Origin of the sequence: Agrococcus terreus, from assembly GCF_014645235.1 — a bacterium.
GTDB lineage: Bacteria > Actinomycetota > Actinomycetes > Actinomycetales > Microbacteriaceae > Agrococcus > Agrococcus terreus.
Genome location: NZ_BMLM01000002.1, coordinates 627995 through 648071, shown reverse-complemented (window position 1 = coordinate 648071; position 20077 = coordinate 627995). Strand labels below are relative to the sequence as shown.

General features: G+C 74.6%; 11 protein-coding genes. 8 read left to right on the top strand and 3 right to left on the bottom strand.

Annotated elements, in window-relative coordinates:
• Positions 1-25: 25 nt before the first annotated feature.
• Positions 26-424 (top strand): hypothetical protein, encoded by a 399-nt coding sequence (locus IEW90_RS12905; protein ID WP_188718678.1) that lies wholly within the window; start codon positions 26-28, stop codon positions 422-424.
• Positions 425-446: 22 nt separating this feature from the next.
• Complete coding sequence (locus tag IEW90_RS12900; RefSeq protein ID WP_188718677.1) at positions 447-1043, top strand: hypothetical protein; 597 nt, start codon at positions 447-449, stop codon at positions 1041-1043.
• Between the two features lie 147 nt (positions 1044-1190).
• On the opposite strand, the gene IEW90_RS12895 is transcribed toward IEW90_RS12900, so the two are convergent.
• A complete protein-coding gene (locus IEW90_RS12895) occupies positions 1191-2009 on the bottom strand; it encodes an HAD-IIA family hydrolase (RefSeq protein WP_188718676.1) in 819 nt (272 codons plus the stop codon).
• A 244-nt stretch (positions 2010-2253) separates the two neighbouring features.
• On the opposite strand from IEW90_RS12895, the gene IEW90_RS12890 reads away from it, so the two are divergent.
• The 6 genes from IEW90_RS12890 (at position 2254) to IEW90_RS12865 (ending at position 14201) form a co-directional block, all read left to right on the top strand.
• Positions 2254-6630 (top strand): SpaH/EbpB family LPXTG-anchored major pilin, encoded by a 4377-nt coding sequence (locus IEW90_RS12890; protein ID WP_188718675.1) that lies wholly within the window; start codon positions 2254-2256, stop codon positions 6628-6630.
• Positions 6631-6722: 92 nt separating this feature from the next.
• On the top strand, positions 6723-7655 hold the full coding sequence (locus IEW90_RS12885; protein WP_188718674.1) for a class C sortase: 933 nt from the start codon (positions 6723-6725) through the stop codon (positions 7653-7655).
• A 261-nt stretch (positions 7656-7916) separates the two neighbouring features.
• Positions 7917-11066, top strand: coding sequence for a hypothetical protein (locus tag IEW90_RS12880; protein WP_188718673.1), 3150 nt, complete (start codon positions 7917-7919; stop codon positions 11064-11066).
• A gap of 65 nt (positions 11067-11131) precedes the next feature.
• Positions 11132-12559: a SpaH/EbpB family LPXTG-anchored major pilin gene (locus IEW90_RS12875; RefSeq protein WP_188718672.1), complete on the top strand. Its 1428-nt coding sequence runs from the start codon at positions 11132-11134 to the stop codon at positions 12557-12559.
• An 80-nt stretch (positions 12560-12639) separates the two neighbouring features.
• A complete protein-coding gene (locus IEW90_RS12870; protein WP_188718671.1) occupies positions 12640-13530 on the top strand; it encodes a class C sortase in 891 nt (296 codons plus the stop codon).
• Positions 13531-13553: 23 nt separating this feature from the next.
• Positions 13554-14201 (top strand): TrmH family RNA methyltransferase, encoded by a 648-nt coding sequence (locus tag IEW90_RS12865; RefSeq protein ID WP_188718670.1) that lies wholly within the window; start codon positions 13554-13556, stop codon positions 14199-14201.
• Positions 14202-14457: 256 nt separating this feature from the next.
• Here IEW90_RS12865 and IEW90_RS12860 read toward each other — a convergent pair whose 3' ends face one another.
• Together IEW90_RS12860 and IEW90_RS12855 are read right to left on the bottom strand one after the other, a co-directional pair.
• Positions 14458-15261: a DNA-formamidopyrimidine glycosylase family protein gene (locus IEW90_RS12860; RefSeq protein WP_188718669.1), complete on the bottom strand. Its 804-nt coding sequence runs from the start codon at positions 15259-15261 to the stop codon at positions 14458-14460.
• Between the two features lie 55 nt (positions 15262-15316).
• Positions 15317-20065, bottom strand: a complete 4749-nt coding sequence (locus IEW90_RS12855; RefSeq protein ID WP_188718668.1) for an Lhr family helicase — start codon at positions 20063-20065, stop codon at positions 15317-15319.
• Between the last annotated feature and the right edge of the window lie 12 nt (positions 20066-20077).

The window sequence follows — 20077 nt, the reverse complement described above, 5'->3', positions numbered from 1 at the left end:
GGAGCATCCCTCATAGCCTGCGGGCATGACCCAGTACGACGGCCCGGTGTTCGTGCAGCCGGAGGAGGCGGGGGACGACGCCGAGGTCGCCGTGCCGCCGCGCGTGCGGCCCGTCATCGCGACTGCCGCGCTGTGCGTCGCGCTCCTCCACGCCGGGTTCTACGTCTTGCGGCTCTCCGGCGTTCCTGGCGCGTTCGTCGACTGGGATCCGACCCGGATGACCCCGGTGATGGAGGCGTGGACGACGATCATCTCGATGGGCACCCTGTCGACGGCGCCCGTCGCCGTCGTGCTCGCGCTCGTGGCCTTGAGTCGCAAGGAGGACGGGCGGGTGCGAATCGGAGTCGCGCTCGGCGCCGGAGGCATGTCGATCGCATGGTTCGCCACGATGTCGCTGGCCTGGGCCATCCGCGATGCGATGTGACCCGCGGGCGTAGCGTGGTCGGGTGCCCTGGACCGACCGCCTCTACCGCGTGCCGCCCGTCATCGCAGGCGGCTCGATCGCGTCGTCATGGCTCGGGATGCTGCTCGCGTGGGGCGCCGTCGGCTTCGGCGCCGCGGCCGCCTCGAGCGCGGCGGGCATCCTCATCTCGTTCGACGAGGGCGCCTGCACGACCTCCGACGCGGTCTGCCAAGTGAGCGGCTGGGGCGGGCTGCTGCTCGGCGTCGTGGCGCTCTTCGGCGCACCGGTGCTGTCGCTCTTCGCGGCCCGCGGGTTCGGGCCTCCCGTCACCTGGTGGGTGCTGTCGGTAGGGCTCGGGGCGATCGCCGCGGCGCCGTTCTCGTCGGCCGAGGGGGCGCTGCTGTCGCCCGCGTGGCTGCTCGTCTCGGGCGTGTGCGCGATCCTCGCGCTGCTGCTCGCGATCGGCGCGGTGCGGCGGGGGAGGGCGGCGCTCTTCGGGTGGATCCGGCTCGACGGCATCGACGCCCGCGAGGTGCCGCACCGCTCGGTCGACCGGCTGGTCGCGCTCGCGGCGCTCGCGGCCGCGCTGCTGGGCGGCGCCTTCGGCGCGCAGACGCTGCGCCTGCTCGCCGCCGGCTGATCGCCTCCCGCCCCGCGCCTCCTGGTCTGCCGTACCAATAGCCCGGTTGAGACCAGGCAGCGAGCATCTCGACCGGTTCAGTGGTCGGCCGAGGTGATGATCCCCTCGGCCGACCACTGGCCCGGTTGAGATCAGTGGGCGGGAGGATCAGACGTCGGCGCGGGGCGACTCGAGCTCCGACTCGGCCGGCGTCGCCGCGACCAGCTCGTGCACGCCGTGCAGGATCTCGTCCGGCCGGAACGGGTAGGTCTCCACGAGCGACGGGTCGGAGATGCCCGTCATGACGAGCACGGTGTGGAGGCCCGCCTCCATGCCGGCGATGATGTCGGTGTCCATCCGGTCGCCGATCATGCCCGTGACCTCGGAGTGCGCGCCGATCTTGTTGAGCGCCGAGCGGAACATCATCGGGTTGGGCTTGCCGACGATGTAGGGCACGCGGCCCGTCGCCTTGGTGATGAGGGCGTTGATCGCGCCGGTCGCGGGCAGGATGCCGTCGGCGCTCGGGCCCGTCGCATCCGGGTTCGTCGAGATGAAGCGCGCGCCGCCGGCGATGAGGCGGATCGCCTTCGTGATCGCCTCGAACGAGTACGAGCGGGTCTCGCCGATGACGACGAAGTCGGGGTCGTGCTCGGTCATCGTGAAGCCCGCCTCGTGGAGGGCCGTGATGATGCCGGCCTCGCCGATCACGTAGGCGGAGCCGCCGGGCATCTGGTCGTGCAGGAAGTCGGCGGTCGCGAGCGCGCTCGTCCAGATGCGCTCCTCGGGCACGTCGAGGCCGGATGCGCGCAGGCGCGCGGCGAGGTCGCGCGGCGTGAAGATCGAGTTGTTCGTGAGCACGAGGAACTCGGTGCCGCGGTCCTGCCACTGCTGCAGCAGCTCCTTGGCTCCGGGGAGGGGGCTGTTCTCGTGGACGAGCACGCCGTCCATGTCGGTGAGCCAGCATTCGATGTCCTGACGCGTGCGCATGGCCTCAGGCTACGCGGCACAGGTTGCCGCGGTGTGACGAGTCCGCGGCGACATCGCGAACGCAGGTTCGCTTCAGTTTTGAACGACGCTCTAGCCGAACTGTGTTTCGGTCCTCAGAAACTGAGACTTCGTTCAGTTATTGCGACCGCGGTTGCTGAGACGTGCTCAATAGCGTCGGAGGCATTCCACCGGAGGCGTGCGCCGAGCGCCCCTCCGCGGCTCCCAACCCGAAGAGGTCGCCTCCATGACGCCTGCTCCCCGCCGTCTGAGCGCCACCGCCGTGGCGCTGGCGCTTGGCGTCGCGCTGGGGCTGGTCCTGCCGGTGCTGCCGTTCGGCGCTTCGAGTGCCGAGGCGGTGCGCGCAGACTCCGGAGTCGGCCGCGAGCGAGCGTCGATCGAGTGGGTGAGCTGGGGCAGCCACATGGCCTCGGTCGGCAACAACGCCGTGGCGACCGGCGGCCAGGACGGTCTCGATGTGCGCTGCGCCATGGGCGGGCTCTCCGGACAGCTGCAGGCCACCGCGCCGGGCTGGGCGTGGAGCGCGTCGGGCATCAACCAGCTCTACGCGTCGACGGGCACGGGGGGCGCCAACTCCATGCCGGTCGGCCTCCAGCTCCGGAATGCCGGATCCTCGGCGAGCTTCAACGTGTCGTGCACCGCGCGCCAGGACGGGGCGTCGGTTCCCATCCAGAGCCTGGTCCTCGCCGACGCCGAGCAGTTCGACGGCAGTGCGAGCGAGTCGATCGAAGCGACCGCGCCGAGCGGCGACTGGCGGCTCGTGGACTTCTACCGAGCTGCGAACTGCGCACAAGATGTGACCCTCACGCGTCCGTACGGGAGTCCCGGCCTGCTCCGCATGACCGGAAGCGCGTGCGGCGACGGCGGCCCCGCGGCGGTGGTCGCAGCGCAGGGCGACGCCAGCTTGAGCGCGGTGCGCATGAGCGGCAGCGGTCTCACGGCGATAGCGATCGGCGTGGTGCTCCCGATCGACCATGGCGACGCGCCTGCGTCGTACGGACGGGCCTCGGCACACCTCGCAGCTCAGTGGTCTGGCGGGGTGATCGAGCAGCCCCGGTGGGAGCCTCGGTGCAACGGCGACGCGAGGCGATGCGACTCCGTCTCCTCCGCCGCCGGCCTGACGCGCGCCTCCTTGACCTTGGTCGGTCCGCGTCTGGGCGCGCTCGTCGACGCCGACGTCGCCTACCCCAACGGTTCCGACGGGACCGCTGACGACGCGACGGGCGTCGACGACGAGGACGCCGTCTTCACGTTCCGCGGTCCGACGGGGTCGAGCGTGACCGCGCAGCAGGTCGATCTGCGAGCGGTGGCCGGCACCGAGGAGACCGTCGCGGTCACCTGCGTCGGTCCTGGCGACGTCCGCGGATGGCTCGACTTCGACCGCGACGGCACCTTCGCCGAGGACGAGGCGTCGAGCACCGGCTCCTGCGTCTCGGGCTCCGCGACGATCAGGTTCCGCATCCCCGCGGACGTCCAGCCGTCGACGACGTCGAGCCCCACCTTCCTCCGTGTGCGGATCGCCGCTCCGGGCACGCCGCTGCTGCCGACCGGCGCGACGCTGGCGGGAGAGGTCGAGGACCACCGGGTGGCGGTCGCCACAGCCGCGCTGACGGCGACGAAGACGACCGACCAGGCGGCGGCCACCGCGATCACGCCCGGTTCCCGGCTGGGCTACACCGTGACGCTGACCAACTCCGGACGGCTGCCCTTGTCGTCGCCCGCCATCCAGGACGACCTGAGCCGCGTGCTCGACGGCGCGACCTTCGTGGCCGGTTCCGCATCGGTCGCTCCTGCGGGCGGCACGATCACCGTGCCCGGAGCGGATCGCATCCTCCGATGGACCGGGGCATCCGCGCTCGCGCCGGGAGCGAGCGTCACGCTCCGCTATGCCGTGGTGGTGACCGACTCGCGTCGTGGACAGGCGCTCGTGAACACCGCGTCCGGCAGCGGGCGAGCACCGGGCAGCTCCACCTCGGATGTCATCGCTGCCGCCGTCGAGACCGCGTCGCCCGTCGCGGTCCGCGCCTCCGTCGTCAAGGCGTGGATCGTGGACGGCGTCCGCTACGAGCACGGACAGCAGCCGGGGCCGCTCAGCTCCAGCGCGCAGCTGGGCTCGTCCTCGTCGGGCACGCCGACGACCATCGCCTACGGCGAGGCGAGGGACGGATTCCTGCGAGGCGCGACGACGACGGTCCGCGATGCCAGCACGGTCGCAGCAGGCACCGCGTGCACCGTGGTCGGGACGACGGCCACGACCGGCGGCGCGGTGCGCGCCCTCCCGCAGCAGGGGGTCGCAGTCACCCTGTCGGGCGCCGACACCCGGATCGAGCTCGTGACCACCGTCACCTGCGACACCCGCCTCACGCTGGTCGAGCGCACGCTCGGCGACGAGCGACCGGCGCAGGCATGGGCGGTCGCTGCCGATGGCCCCCAGGGCACCCTTCCCGGCCCGCGTGGTGCCTCGGGGGCGTCCGCCAAGGTGACCGCAACGGCGCCGTACCTGCTCGGCAGCTCGGGCGGCGACGCTCGCTGGGCGTCACAGGGCTGGACCTGCATCGACGGCACGGGAGTGCGTCAGACCGTCGAGGCGTCGACCGTCTCCGTCCGCCTCGGCACCGCTGTCACGTGCACCGTCGAGCACGCCACCGCGCGCCTCGTGCTGCTCCAGCACGTCGAGGGGTCCGCCGCCGTCACCGCGGAGGACTTCGAGCTCGACGCCGACCCTGAGCCGCTCGACGGGCTGCAGCGCGAGGTCCGCGCGGGCACGGAGACCGAGGCGAGCGCTTCGCCCATCCTCGTGCGACCCGGGCACGCCTACGACCTGAGCTCGTCCTCGGAGACGGCGCATGTGCCGCTCAGGCTCGAGGTCCACGATGGGCGGCGCACGGCCGACGGATCGCTGGAGCCGGCCGGCTGGTCCACCTTCGAGGGCTCGACGGTCCGCGTGGACGCGGGCCAGACCGGCATCTACCGCTTCGTCGCCCTCTCGCCCCTCCCGTTCGTGCTGCCGATCACCGGCGGCATCGGCGCGGACACCTACCAGCTCGGCGGCCTCGGCCTGCTCGTGCTCGCCATCGGCGCGCTCGTCGCGCGCGCGCTGCGCCGCCGGCTCCCCATGACCCGAACGACCATCCCCAACCCCTCTGCATCCCAGGAAGGAACCGCCACCATGGCAACCATCACGAAGAGCCGCGCGGCGCGCATCGCCGCCGGCGCCGGCGCGCTGGCGCTCGCGTCGCTCGTCGCCCTCGGCGGCGCGGCGCCCGCCTCCGCCGCGCCCGCTCCGGCGAACTTCGACGCCGACGCGCCCGCGTCGATCACCATCCACAAGCACGAGCAGACCGGCGCGCCGGGCGACGAAGGCACCGGCTCGGCGCTCGACCCCGTGGCGGGCGACCCGATCGAGGGCGTGGTCTTCGACATCCGCCGCGTGACGAGCCTCGACCTCGAGGACCCGGACGTGTGGCTCGGCCTGCCCAGCCTGGACGCTGACGACGTGACGGCCCCTGGCTCCGTCCACACCCTCGGGAGCACCGCGGGGACCGACTCGTGGCGAGTGACGACGGGCCAGCTCGGCACCGTCCGTCAGGACGTCCCCACTGGCGTCTACCTCGTGGAGGAGGTCTCCGCTCCTGCGTCGGCTGGTGTCGTGATGCACGCGAAGCCGTTCCTCGTCGTCGTGCCCCAGCCGGTCGAGGCGACCAGCACCTGGAACTACCACGTCAACGTCTTCCCGAAGAACACCGTCTCGGACATCGTCCTCGACGTCGAGGACATCAAGCAGCAGGGACTCGGCTCCACGCTGACGTGGGATCTCGACATCGCCGTCCCCGTGCCCTCCCAGGGCAACAAGCTGCGCGACTTCGAGATCGCCCTCGACATCGACGAGCGACTCTCCTTCGACCCGACCGACGCTGCTGCTGTGCGCGTCCAGGTCGGGGCCACGGCGCTCGAGCGGGACACGCACTACACGGTCGAGCTCGTCGACGACGTCCCGACCATCGTGTTCAACGACGCCGGCCTCGCGGCGCTGGTCGCCAACCCCGACCAGCGCGTGCTCGTCCAGTTCGACACCACCGTCGACTCGTTCGGCAACGGCACGATCCAGAACTCCGCGGCGCTCACCGTCAACGACGCGACGATCCAGGCGCAGATCGCGTCCGCCTACTTCGGCGGCATCGAGATCCAGAAGAACGACGACCAGGGCGCGGCGCTGCAGGGTGCGACCTTCGAGGTTCGCGACGCCGACGGCAGGGTCGTGGCGATCGACGGCGAGACGGAGTTCCGCAGCGGCCCGGACGGCCGCGTGATCATCGCCGGACTCCGCACCAACGTCGACGGCTCGTACGCATACACGATCCGCGAGGTCGCTCCCCCCGCCGGCTATGCGCTCGGCACCACGACCGAGTGGGACATCGCCGTGCCGGTGGGCACCAACCCCGCGGTCGAGCTGACCGTCGTCAACGCCCAGGTCCCGGCCTACGCGCTCCCCGTCACGGGTGGCGACGGCCAGCTGATGTTCATGCTCGGCGGTGCGGGCCTCGTCCTGCTCGCCGTCGGCTTCGCCCTCGTGCGTCGCCGCAAGGCCGAGCAGCAGGCCTGACACCCAGACGCGGCCCCGGGGCGGAGACAGCACCTCCGCCCCGGGGCCGCACCGCATCCACCGACCACCACCAGCAGCAGGCAGGAGCCGACGTGCCCACGCTCGCCGCAGCGACGCAGCCGCAGCCGCCGGCTCCCGCCCGCACGCGCCGCCGCGCCCCGCGCTCCACCTTCGTCGTCGCGCTCATGGCGATGGCCGGCATCGCCGTGCTCCTGTACCCGACCGCAGCGAGCTGGTTCTCGCGGCTCGAGCAGCTCAGCCGCGTCGACGCGTACGCCGACGTCATGGACGACCTCGGCCCCGAGGGCCGCGAGCAGGAGCTCGCCGCGGCCCGCGCCTACAACGGCACCATCCACGGCGGCGCCCTCATCGACCCGTACGGCCGCACCCCGCTCAGCGAGCAGCGGGCGATCGTCGCCGCCTACGAGGAGCAGCTCGACCTCGGCCCCGCGGACGTGATGGCGCGCGTGCGCATCCCCTCCATCGCCGTCGACCTGCCGATCTACCACGGCACCGACGAGGCCACCCTGCGCCGCGGCATCGGCCACCTGCTCGGCTCGGCGCTGCCGGTCGGCGGCGAGGGCACGCACAGCGTGCTCACCGGCCACCGCGGCCTGCCGGAGTCCACCCTCTTCACCGACCTCGACCAGGTGGAGGTCGGCGAGGCCTTCGAGGTCGACGTCTACGGCGAGATCCTGACCTATCGCGTCCGCGACGTGCAGGTCATCGAGCCCGGCGACACCGACGTGCTCATGCCCGAGGCCGGCGCCGATCTCGTGAGCCTCGTCACCTGCACGCCGCTCGGCATCAACAGCCACCGGATCATCGTCACCGGCGAACGCGTCCCCACCCCCGCGGAGGGGCCGGCCGCCATGCCCGACCTCCCTACGCCGCCGTGGTGGGCGGTCGCCCTCTCGGCGGGATGGGGCCTCGCGGCCGGCTATCGCTCGCTCGCCGCGAAGCCCGTCGCGCCTGCTGCGACGACCGGCGCCGGCACGACGCACAGCGACCACATCTTCGTCTGAAGCGGCGCGCGCGGCGCGCTCGCCGGCCGCCGCCCGCTGGGCCGCGCCCCGTCGGCCCGACGCCGTCCTTGGGATGCGCCGCGGTCGGCGAACAGCGTTCCATAACGTGCTTCGTCTTCGCTGAGGCTCCGCTCGGGCTCCGCGAGGAAGCAGCCTGAGGGGCGCTCATTACGTTGCAGGCAACCCCCAGCGGGGCCCGCGATGGAGCGCCTGACCGCACCGAACCGGCTCCGCCCCAGCCTGCTCGGAAGGTGTCACGCCATGCGATCACGCACGTCCTCGAGTCGCCGCCCCGCTCGATCGGCCCTCGGCCCGGTCGCCGCGGCGATCGTGTGCTCGGTCGCGCTGACGCTGCTCGCGCCGAGCGCGGCGAGCGCCTCCGAGGAGCCGCTCCCGAGCGACCCGGCCACCGCCGCGGCGCTCGCGCCGACCGGCGAGCCGACGCCCGAGCCGACGCCCGCGCCGGCGCCGGCCGGGGCCGCGCCGGTCAGCGGGCCGACACCGACCCCGCTCCCAGGTCCGACGGCCGATCCGGCGCCCGCGCCGGCCCCGGCGGAGGCCGCGGCCCCGACGGAGCCCTCCGCACCCGCCCCGGCGCCCGTGCCGGCCCCGACCGAGACCGCGGCCCCGACGGAGCCCTCCGCACCCGAGCCGGCCCGGGCGCCCGAGGCCCCGCGCACCGCCGCTCGCGAGACGACGGCATCCACGGACCTCGCAGCGGAGGAGGAGCCGATCGCGGCGCCGCTCGCCGTCGGCGCTCCGGAGCCCGTGCCCGCGCCCTCGCTGCACTGGCTCGTCTCCCCGGCGGCGGCGGGCTCGACCTTCGAGCTGCAGCACCGCTCGCGCGCCGGCACCGCGCTCGGCGGCGAGACGTGGTGGACCGACTGGTCGGCCTGGAGCGCGAGCGCCACGGTCGCGGACTGCACGACCGGATGCGCGAGCCCCGGCGACCTCGACGCCGACACCGGCGAGCTGCAGGTCTCGCAGGCCGGGACGATCGCGGTCGTCGCGGACACCGGGACCGAGCAGCACGAATACCGAGTGCGTCCCGTGCTGGCGCCCGCGGGGCGCTCTTGGACCGACACGAGCTGGCGCTCCGCGAACGTGACGGCGCAGGCCGCCGACCTCGGCACCTTCACCACCACGTCGAACGCCTCGCTCTCCTGCGCTCCCGGTTCCTTCTACTCGCTCTCCGCGACCGGCGTCATCACCCGCGTCACGCCGACCGGCGGCGGCGCGTCGACGAGCCAGGCGTTCGGCACCGTGCCGAGCATCGGCAGCAACACCGAGGCGAACGGCCTCGGCATCGGTCCCGGCGGCACCTCCGCCTTCCTGATCGAGCGCTCGTCGGCGACGGCCTCGGGCATCAGCGCCTTCCACCACTACTCGGTGAGCCAGGGCTGGCAGCGGACGCCGGTCTCGAACGACGTCAGCCTCGACGCGGCCCGCTTCACCACCGGCGCCGTCAGCCTGGCGGACGGCAGCTACTACTTCTCGGCGTTCGGCAACGGCGGCTCGCAGAACGTGTCGCTCTACCGCTTCGCCCCGGGGCAGGGCGTGCGCGCGGTGGGCACCTTCGCCACCCTCGAGAGCAGCCAGCAGGCCACGGGCGACCTCGCCTTCGACGCGGCCGGCAACCTCTACGTCGCGATGACCACCTCCGGCGGCGGCATCACGCGTGTCTACACGATCGCCGCCGCGGCCCTCGCCTCGGCGTCCGGCGGCACGCTCGCCGTCGCGAGCGTCACCCCCGCCACCACGGGCCTCGGCGGGATCGTCGGCGCGGCCTTCAACGCGGACGGCCGGCTCTACCTCGGCAGTGCCACGACCGTCCGCACCTACAACCCGGCGACGCAGGGCTTCGATGCCGGGAACGCCGCGACCGGCCTGTCGAGCACCGACCTCGCCAGCTGCCAGGCGCCCTCGACGCTCACGGTCGTCAAGGACGTCGTGGCCCGCGCCGGCGCGACCGACCAGTTCACGATCGGCGCGCGCACGCCCGGCGGCGCGCTGCTCGACGAGGCCACGACGAGCGGCGGCGGGACCGGCGTCCAGCCGGTGCAGGCGGGCCCGGTCGCCGCGCTCGTCGGCGGCACCTACAGCTTCTCGGAGACCTTCTCGAACGCGAACGGAGCGAGCTACGCCACGAGCTTCACGTGCATCGACCAGGACGGCGCGACCGTCGCGGTCGACACGGCGACGGCCGGCACGGGGCGCGTGACGATCGCGACCGCCGGCCGCAGCGTCACCTGCACCATCCGCAACTCCCCGCTCACCGGTTCGGTCGTCATCCGCAAGGTGGTCGAGGATGCGGGGGGCGCCGCCCGGACGCCGGGCGTGGGCTGGTCGGTCACGACCGGCGTGACCGCCACCAGCGGCACCGTCACCCCGGCGGGCGCGACGACCAGGACGACGCAGACGACGCCCTCGAGCCCCGCCGGCAGCGCGACCTGGCCGCTCGCCTTCGGGTCGCCGTCGGCACGCGCGACGATCTCGGTCTCGGAAACGCAGCAGGCGGGCTATGCGTTCCAGGAGGGCGCGTGCATCGTGCGGCCCATCGCGTCGGCGCCGTTCGCGCAGGCGTTCACGAGCGCGGCCGGGACCGCGCTGACGGGCGTCGCGCCGGGCACCCGCATCGAGTGCTCCTTCGTCAACCGGCAGCAGCCGACCCGCCTCATGCTCGTGAACCAGGCCGACGGCGCCGACCCGGCGGCCTGGAGCCTCTCGGCCGCCCCCGCCGGCGGCAGCCCGGTCTCCTTCACCTCGGGCGTCGCCCGGGACGTGAGCGCCGCGACCTACGCGCTCGCCGCCTCCGGCGGGCCCGCGACGCACGTCGGCGGAGCCTGGAGCTGCGTCGACCAGGCCGGCGCGGCGGTCGCCGTCTCCGGAGTCTCGGTGCCGGTCGCCGCCGGGACGCGCGTGACCTGCACGATCCTCCACGGCACCGCCCGGCTCGTGCTGCTCAAGCACATCGACGCGTCGATGCCCGGCACGCTCGAGCCCGGCGACTTCGCACTCACCGCCACGCCCTCGGACGCCTCGCTGGGCCTCGCGCCCACGACGGTGACCGGCGCCGAGGCGGCGGCGCCGACGAACACCTTCGCGGTGCGGCCGGGCGCCGCCTACGCGCTGACGGAGGCCAGCGCCTACGCCTACCTGCAGCTGCGGCTCCAGCGGCTCGACGGCGGCACCTGGGTCGACGTGACGACGGCCGAGATCGCCGCACCCGCCGTCGGCCAGACCGTCACCTACCGCTTCGTCAACGCGGCGCCGCCCGCGCTCGCGCTGCCGCTCACCGGCGGCATCGGTGCCGACGCCTACCTGCTCGGCGGCCTCGCCCTGCTCGTCCTCGCGACCGCGGCCCTGGCCATGCGGATCCGCGTCGTGCGCCGCGACCGGCGGCTCGCATGACCACACGAACCCTGATGTCCACCTCGAACCCGCAACACCCTGCATCACCGAAAGGAAGTGCCGCCATGGCAACCACGAAGAAGGGTCTGACGGCACGCATCGCCGCCGGCCTCGGAGCCGCCGCGCTCGCCACCCTCACCGCCCTCGGCGGGGCCCTGCCAGCCTCCGCGACCGGGACCGGGAACATCGACCCGGATGCGCCGGCGTCGATCGTCATCCACAAGCACACGCAGACCACGCCTCCCGGCGAGGTCGGCTCGGGCGACGAGCTCGACCCGGGGCCCTCCGGCGCCCCCATCGACGGGGTGGAGTTCGCCATCCAGCAGGTCACGAACATCGACGTCTCCGACTCCGAGACGTGGACCTCGCTCAGCAGCCTCACCGCCGACGACGTCGTCGGCAGCGCCGACTACGTGCTCGGCGAGGACGAGGGCGTCGACGCCTGGACCGTCACCACCGCCGGCGGCGGCATCGCCGAGCAGGACGTGCCGCTCGGCGTCTACCTCGTCACCGAGCTGAGCACGCCGGCCGACGCGAACGTCGTCATCCGGTCGAAGCCGTTCCTCGTCGTCGTCCCGCAGCCCCGCACCGACGGCACCTGGAACTACGACGTGCACGTCTACCCGAAGAACGCGGTGAGCAGCATCACGAAGTCGGCCGCCGCCTTCGACCAGCAGGGCTTCGGCAGCACCGTCGCCTGGACGATCACGACCCCCGCGCCCATCCGCGTCCAGGGCACCGAGATCGAGAGCTACGCGATCGAGGACACGCTCGACCCGCGCCTCACGCTCGCGGCGAGCGGCGCGGCCACGGTGACCGTGGCCGGCGTCGAGATCACGGACTTCGCGGTCTCCGGCGGACCCAGCGGCCTCGTCACCCTCACGTTCGGCGCGGACGGCATCGCCGCCCTCGAGGCCAACCCCGGCGCACCGGTCGTCGCGACCGTCACGACGGTCGTCGGCGCGAACGGCGAGCTCGGCGACGGCTCGATCGAGAACACGGCGGTCGTCCGCATCAACGGCGTCGCGGTCACCTCCGCCCCCGCGGTCGACCACTGGGGCTCGGTCGAGTTCATGAAGGTCGACGACGAGGGCAACGCGCTGCAGGGCGCGATCTTCGAGGTGCGCGACAGCAGCGGCGACGTCGTCGCGGTCGGCGGCGCCGAGACCTTCACGAGCGACGAGCACGGCCTCGTGACGATCTCCGGCCTCCGCACCACCGCCGCCGGCGACGCGGAGTACACGGTGATCGAGCTCCAGGCGCCCGCCGGCTACATGCTGCCGACCACCGCCACCTGGACGGTGGAGGTGCCCGTCGGCGCGACCGCCGAGGTCGAGATGGCGCCCGTCGTGAACGCGCAGGTGCCGCCGTACTCGCTGCCCGTCACCGGCGGCGCCGGCCAGACGGCGTTCATGCTCGGCGGCTTCGGCCTCGTGGCGCTCGCGCTGGGCTTCGCCCTCCTGCGCCGGCGCTCGGCCCAGCCGCAGGACTGACCCCCCACCACGCCCCGCGGCGGCGAGACCCCTCGCCGCCGCGGGGCCCCTCCCGCGGTCACGAGCATCAGGAGCAGACCATGAGCGCAGTCCTCGACCGGCCCGCCCGACGACGCGCACAGCCGCGACACCGCGGCGGAGCGCTGTCGCTCGCCGTCGCCGTCCTCACGATGGCCGGCGCCTCGGTGCTCGCCTACCCGTCGGCGGCCGGCTGGTTCTCGCAGGCCGAGCAGACGGCCCGCGTCGACGACTACGACGCCGTGATGACCGACCTCGGCCCCGCAGGCCGGGAGCAGGAGCTCGCCGCGGCCCGCGCCTACAACGCGACGCTCGCGGGCGGAGCGCTCATCGACCCCCACGGCCGCACGCCCCTCAGCGAGCAGCGGGCGATCGTCGCCGCCTACGAGGAGCAGCTCGACCTCGGCCCCGCCGACGTCATGGCGCGCGTGCGGATCCCCTCCATCGCCGTCGACCTGCCGATCTACCACGGCACCGACGAGGCGACCCTGCTCCGAGGGATCGGCCACCTGCTGGGATCCTCGCTCCCGGTCGGCGGCACGGGCACCCACGCGGTGCTCACCGGGCACCGAGGGCTGCCCGAGTCGGTGCTCTTCAGCGACCTCGACCGCCTCGTCGTCGGCGACACCTTCGAGGTCGACGTGTACGGCGACGTGCTCACCTACCGCGTCCGCGACGTGCAGGTGATCGATCCCGGCAACACCGACCTCCTCATGCCGGAGCCCGGCGCCGACCTCGTGAGCCTCGTCACGTGCACCCCGCTCGGCATCAACAGCCACCGCATCATCGTCACGGGCGAGCGCATCCCGACACCCCTCGTCGACGGGGAGGCCGGCGCGGCGATGCCCGACATCCCCGGCCCGCCGTGGTGGGCCGTGGCGCTCGCGCTCGGCTGGGCCGCCGCGTCCGGCTACCGCAGCCTCTCGGCTCGGCCGCCGGCGCCGCGACGCTGAGCGCCCGGCCCTAGCCTGGAGCGGTGCCGACCGACGACGAACCGCAGCTCGAGGTCGGCGTCGGCCCCTGGCAGGGCGCGTGGCCCGAGGGCGACCGGTGGGACCCGGAGCTGCTCGCCGACGGCGACCGCCGCAACGTCGTCGACAGGTACCGCTACTGGTCGATGGAGGCGATCGTCGCCGACCTCGAGCCGCGACGGCACCCGTTCCACGTCGCGATCGAGAACTGGCAGCACGACCTCAACATCGGCTCGATCGTGCGCACCGCCAACGCGTTCGCCGCATCCGCCGTGCACATCGTGGGCCGCCGTCGCTGGAACCGGCGCGGTGCCATGGTGACCGACCGCTACCAGCGCATCGAGCACCACGAGGACGTGGAGGGGCTCGTCGTGTGGGCGCGGTCGGAGGGGCTGCCGATCGTCGCGGTCGACAACACCGCCGGCTCCGTGCCGGTCGATGCGGCGCCGCTGCCCGAGCGGTGCGTGCTGCTGTTCGGCCAGGAGGGGCCGGGGCTCACGGAAGCTGCGATCGAGGCGGCGGATGCGCACGTGGCGATCCGCCAGTTCGGCTCGACCCGCTCGATCAACGCCGCGGCTGCGGCGGCGATCGTGATGCACGAGTGGGTGCGGGTGCATGCGCCGGACGTCCCGCCCGCTCCACCCGCTGGTTGAGCCGCTCCGCGCGCGCAGCGCGCTGAGCGTGTCGAAACCACAGCATGGAGGGCGGTTCGCCGCGCGGGTGGTCTCGAGACGCGGCCGGCTGCGCCGGCAGCTCCTCGACCAGCGGAGGGGGCACCCCCTGGTTGAGCCGCTCCGCGCGCGCAGCGCGCTGAGCGTGTCGAAACCACAGCATGGAGGGCGGTTCGCCGCGCGGGTGGTCTCGAGACGCGGCCGGCTGCGCCGGCAGCTCCTCGACCAGCGGGATGCCCTACGGCTCCGGCTGGCAGCGCGGGCACCACTGCACCTGCCGCAGCATGCCGTCCTCGAGGCCGAGCTGCGCATCCCGGATGCGCGTGCCGCACCGCAGGCACGGCTGCCCGCCGCGGCCGTACACCCAGGTGCGGCGGCCGCGCCGCGCATCCCCGGTGAACGTGCGCTCGGTGCGGTCGCGGTTCGCCACGAGCAGCCGCCGCGCGAGCGCGACGAGCGGCTCGACCTCCACCCGCTCGATCGGCGTCGCCGGGTGCACGCCGCGCAGGAAGCACAGCTCGCCCCGGTAGACGTTGCCGACGCCCGCCATCGCGGTCTGGTCGAGCAGCGCCACCCCGACGGGCGCGCCCGTAGCGCGCAGGCGCCGCGCGGCCTCCGCGGCATCCGCGTCGCCCCACGTGGGCGCGAGCAGGTCGGGCCCGAGGTGCGCCACGGCCTCGCCGTCGCGCTCGCGCGGCAGCAGCTCGAGCACCGGCAGGCTCGAGCCCACCACCTGCACGCGCGGGCCGTCGCCCCCCTCCGCCTCGAGCACGACGCGGATCGTGTGGGCGGCGACGGGCGCGCGCTCGCCAGGGCGCAGGATGTGCCAGAGGCCATCCATGCCGGCGTGCGAGTGGATGGTCCAGCGGCCGCAGCGCATGAGCAGGTGCTTGCCGACGCTCAGCACCTCGTCGATCGGCTCGCCCGCGAGGTCGGAGGTCGCCAGTCGCGGCACGCGGAAGTCGCTGCGCACGATGGTGCGGCCGACGAGCGCGGCCCCGAGGTTCACGGCGGCGCGGTGGATGGTGTCGCCCTCGGGCATCAGCGGATCACCGTCCCCGGCAGGGCGCGGACGGCCAGCGCGCCCCGAGCCGCGCTCACGGCCCGATCCGGAAGCCGCGCGGCGTGCGCCGCAGCCCGCCGGACTCGAGCAGCGACGCGACCTCGTGGTCGAGCGAGGAGCGGCCGTCGACCTCCTCGACGACGCGGCGGCGTCCGCCGAGCCGTGCCACCGCGTCCGTGAGGCTCTCGAGCGCGCGCACGAGCGTCGGCTCGTCGTCGGCGAAGGTGATGAGCGCCTTGCCGCCCCGCTCCAGGTGCAGCACGGCGCGGCCGCCGACGATGGTCGTCAGCGCACCCACGCGGCGGGCGGGCTTGCGGTCGCCGCGCGCCTCGGGCCAGGGGAGGGAGGCGCCGAACGGGTTCGCGGGGTCGACCGCGGCGACCGTCGCCACCGCGTCCGACGCCGCGCCGTCGCCCGCCTCGCGGCCCTGCGCCGCCGACTGCCGCGCGCGCAGCGCGTCGACCACGGGCGTGTCGGCGAACTGGGCGGCGCCGAGCCCGTCGACGAAGTAGCCGCGGCGCGTGTGGCCGGCCTCCTCGAACGCCTTCAGCACCTGGTAGACGCCGTGGAAGCCGCCCGGCACGTCCTCGGCCTGCACGCTCCCGCGCGTGACGACGCCGTAGCGCGCGAGCAGCGCATCCGCGACCTGCGCCGCGCGCTCGGTGGGGGAGCCGGCGGGCGCGGAGGCGAGCAGCCACCGGCCGCCGAGGGTCGGCAGGGCCTCGGAGCGGATGGGGCGCGCGGTGCCGATGCGGCGCCGGCTCACGGGCGCGGAGCGGCGGCTCGGCGCGGGCGCGGGCCGCGAGCGCACCCCCAGCAGGTGCGCGCGCAGCGGCGCGATCGTGTCGTTCGTGACCCGGCCGGCCCACACGAGCGGCCACAGCACCTCCGACAGCTTCGCGAGGTCCATCGCGAGCTCGTCGCTCAGCTGCTTCGCGAATAGCGCGCCGCCGCCGGCGAGCGCCTCGAGCAGCGCCCGCGCGTCCGGATCCTCGTGGTCGGTGTCGCGGCGCTGCGCCACGGTGTCGGCGGGGCGCAGGACGATGCGGCCGTCCTTGCCGGTGAGCGCGCCGGCGCCGGTCCAGGTGATGAGGCCCGTGGCGGTGAGCTCGTCGAGCATCGACGGGCGGTAGTCGCGCACGCGGGAGGGGAGGATGAGCGTCTCGAGCGCGCTGAGCGGCAGCGGCACCCCGTCGAGGCCGTCGAGCGCCTCGAGCACGCCGTCGGTGCCGCGGAGCGGACGCGTGACGTGCTGGTGGGCGAGCAGATGATCGGCGAACACGGCGTGGTCGACGGGCTCGACGTCGCTGCGGAGCGCCTGCAGCGAGCGGCGCTTGAGGCGCGAGAGCACCTGCGCGTCGATCCACTCCTCGCCCGTGCCGCCGGCCCGGTAGGCGCCCGCGAGCACGCGGCCCTGCCGCTCGAGCGCGCGCAGCGCCGTGCGCACGACCGCGACCGGCAGCGTCAGCCGGGCCGACGCCTCCTCGACCGTGAACGGGCCGTTCGTGCGCGCGTGCCGCGAGACGACGTCGCCGATCGGGTCGGCGACCGCCTCGAGGTAGGCGGAGGGCACGCCCGGCGGCGGCGGCACGCCGAGCGCGTCGCGGAGGCGGCCGAGGTCCTCGATCGCGGCGATGCGCTCCTCGTCGCCGATGCGGAGGCGCACGGCGCGGCGCGCGTCGACGAGCTCGGCGGCGATGGCCGCGGCGCCCGCCTCGCCGAGCGGCGCATCCGCATGCGCATCCCCGTCCTTCGCCGCCGGCGCCTCGAGCCGCGCGCCGAGCTCGGCCGCCGTGAGCGGGCCGAGCAGCCGCAGCAGGTCGGCGGCGCCCTCGACGCCGCGCGCGCGGCGGTCGGGCGCGAGCCGCTGCAGCTCGAGCTCGGTGCGGGCGACGACCTCGGGGTCGAGCAGCTCGCGCAGCGCCGCCTGCCCGAGCACGTCGGCGAGCAGCGCCGGGTCGAGCGTCAGCGCCGCCGCGCGCCGCTCCGCGAGCGGCGCATCCCCCTCGTAGAGGAACTGCCCGACGTAGCCGAACAGCAGGTGGTGCGCGAACGGCGACGGCGACGGCGTCTCGACCTCCACGACGCGGATGGCGCCGTGCTGCAGCCGCTCGGCGAGGTCGCGCAGCGCCGGCAGGTCGTAGGCGTCCTGCAGCACCTCGCGGAGCGCCTCGAGCACGATCGGGAAGTCGGGGTAGCGCTTCGCGACGTCGAGCAGCTGCGCCGCCCGCTGCCGCTGCTGCCACAGCGGCGCGCGCCGCGCGGGGTCGCGCTTCGGCAGCAGCAGCGCCCGGGCCGCGCACTCGCGGAAGCGGCTCGCGAACAGCGCCGTGCCGCCCGCCTCGGCCTCGACGATCCGCTCGAGCTCCTCGGGCTCGAAGCGGATGAGGTCGGCGCCGGGCGGCTCGGCGTCGGAGTCGGGGATGCGGATGACGATCCCGTCGTCGGAGGCCATCGCGGCCGCGCCGAGGTCGCGGTCCTCGCGCAGCCGCCGGTCGATCGCGAGCGCCCACGGCGCGTGCACGCGGCGGCCCCACGGCGAGAGCACCACGAGCCGCCAGTCGCCGAGCTCGTCGCGCGAGCGCTCGACGACGATCTGCTGGTCGGTCGGCACGGCGCCCGTGGCGGTCAGCTGGTCGCGGACGTAGGCGTCGAGGTTGCGGCGGGCGCGCTCGTCGTGGTGCGGCAGCTCGATGCCCTCGCCGGCGGCGAGCGCGGCGGTGGCGCGGCCGATGGAGGCGCCGAGGTCGGCCGGGCGCCCCTCGGCGTCGCCGTGCCAGAAGGGCAGCTTGCCGGGCTCGCCGAAGGCGGGCACGACGAGCACGCGGTCGTGGGTGATGTCGACGACGCGCCAGCTCGTCGCGCCGAGCGCGAAGACGTCGCCCGCGCGCGACTCGAAGACCATCTCCTCGTCGAGCTCGCCCACGCGCGCGCCGGGCTTGCCCTCCTGCCCGGCGAGGAAGACGCCGAAGAGGCCGCGGTCGGGGATCGTGCCGCCGGACGAGACCGCGACCCGCTGCGCGCTCGGGCGGCCCGTGATCGTGCCGGCCTCGCGGTCGTAGACGACGCGGGGACGCAGCTCGGCGAACTCGTCGCTCGGGTAGACGCCCGAGACGAGGTCGAGCGTGGCGTCGAAGGCGCTGCGGGGGAGCGTGGCGAACGGCGCAGAGCGCCGCACCGCCTGGAACCACTCGTCGACGACGAGCTCGTCCATCGCGGCCGCCGCGACGGTCTGCTGGGCCAGCACATCGAGGGGATGCCGGGGGCCGCGGATCGGCTCGAGCTGCCCGCGCGCCATCCGGTCGGCGACGACGGTCGCGTGCAGCAGGTCGGCCCGGTGCTTGGGGATGAGGACGCCGCGCGAGGCGTCGCCCACGTTGTGGCCGGCGCGGCCGACGCGCTGCAGGCCGCTCGCGGTGCTCGGCGGCGCCTCCACCTGCACGACGAGGTCGACCTCGCCCATGTCGATGCCGAGCTCGAGGCTCGAGGTGGCGACGACGCAGCGCAGCACGCCCGACTTCAGCTGATCCTCGATCTCGGCCCGCTGCTCCTTCGAGACCGAGCCGTGGTGGGCGCGCGCGAGCGGCGGCGCCTCGGCGTCCTCGCCGCCGTGCTCGCGCGCGGCCTGCCGCTCGGCGAGGCGGAGGCGGATGTGCTCCGCGACGTCGCGGAGGATGACGCGCGTGCCGCCGTCCGTCCCGCCGGTCGAGGGGCGCGCGCCCCCTCCGCTGGTCGAGGAGCGGGCGCCGGAGGCGCCCGCGTCTCGAGACCCCGCAGCCGCATCCACCCCCTCCGCCTCCGCCTCGTCGAGCCGCTCCGCGTCCAGCTCGTTGAGCCGCGCGGTGAGCCGCTCGGCAGCGCGCCGCGCGTTCACGAACACGATCGTCGAGCGGTGGCGGTCGACGAGCTCGAGCACCTCGCGCTCGATGTGCGGCCAGATGGAGGGGGTGTCCGGCTGCGTGCTGCCGAAGGCGCTGCCGCTCGGCGCCGCCTCCTCGCGCGCGGGGCCGCGGAGGTCGGTCATGTCGTCGACCGGCACGGTGATCGTGAGCTCGATGCGCTTGTCGCTCGGCGGCGCGACCGTCGTCACCGGCGCGGGCCCGCCGAGGAAGGAGGCGACCTCCTCGATCGGGTTGACGGTGGCCGAGAGGCCGATGCGCTGCGCGGGCTTCGGCAGCAGGTCGTCGAGCCGCTCGAGGCTCACGGCCAGGTGCGAGCCGCGCTTCGTGGGCACGACGGCGTGCACCTCGTCGACGATGACGGTCTCGACGGTGCGGAGCGTCTCGCGCGCGCGGCTCGTGAGCAGCAGGAAGAGCGACTCGGGGGTGGTGATGAGGATCTCGGGCGGGCTCTTGACCTGCTGGCGGCGCTCCTCCTGCGGGGTGTCGCCGGTGCGGAGGCCGATGCGCACGGGCGGCGGCTCGTCGCCCTCGGCGCGGGCGCGCGCGGCGATGCCCGCGAGCGGAGCGCGGAGGTTGCGGTCGACGTCGACGGCGAGCGCCTTGAGCGGCGAGACGTAGAGCACGCGCACGCCCGGCTCCCGCTCGGCGCCCGAGGCGGCCGCCTCGGCGCCCTCGCGGTGGAGCATGTCGATCGACCACAGGAACGCGGCGAGGGTCTTGCCGGATCCGGTGGGGGCGACGACGAGGGTGTGGTCGCCGCGCGCGATGGAGGTCCACGCCGCGTCCTGCGCGGGCGTCGGAGCGTCGAACGCCCCCGCGAACCACGCGCGGGTCGCGGGGGAGAACTGCTCGAGCGCACCGCCCTCCGGCACCCCTCCCATCCGGTCAGTGAA

Excerpts from the sequence above, each read along its gene's own strand:
- IEW90_RS12905 (WP_188718678.1), top strand. The coding sequence starts at position 26 with ATGACCCAGTACGACGGCCCGGTGTTCGTGCAGCCGGAGGAGGCGGGG.
- IEW90_RS12895 (WP_188718676.1), bottom strand. The coding sequence starts at position 2,009 with ATGCGCACGCGTCAGGACATCGAATGCTGGCTCACCGACATGGACGGC.
- IEW90_RS12890 (WP_188718675.1), top strand. The coding sequence starts at position 2,254 with ATGACGCCTGCTCCCCGCCGTCTGAGCGCCACCGCCGTGGCGCTGGCG.
- IEW90_RS12880 (WP_188718673.1), top strand. The coding sequence starts at position 7,917 with ATGCGATCACGCACGTCCTCGAGTCGCCGCCCCGCTCGATCGGCCCTC.
- IEW90_RS12875 (WP_188718672.1), top strand. The coding sequence starts at position 11,132 with ATGGCAACCACGAAGAAGGGTCTGACGGCACGCATCGCCGCCGGCCTC.
- IEW90_RS12870 (WP_188718671.1), top strand. The coding sequence starts at position 12,640 with ATGAGCGCAGTCCTCGACCGGCCCGCCCGACGACGCGCACAGCCGCGA.
- IEW90_RS12860 (WP_188718669.1), bottom strand. The coding sequence starts at position 15,261 with ATGCCCGAGGGCGACACCATCCACCGCGCCGCCGTGAACCTCGGGGCC.
- IEW90_RS12855 (WP_188718668.1), bottom strand. The coding sequence starts at position 20,065 with ATGGGAGGGGTGCCGGAGGGCGGTGCGCTCGAGCAGTTCTCCCCCGCG.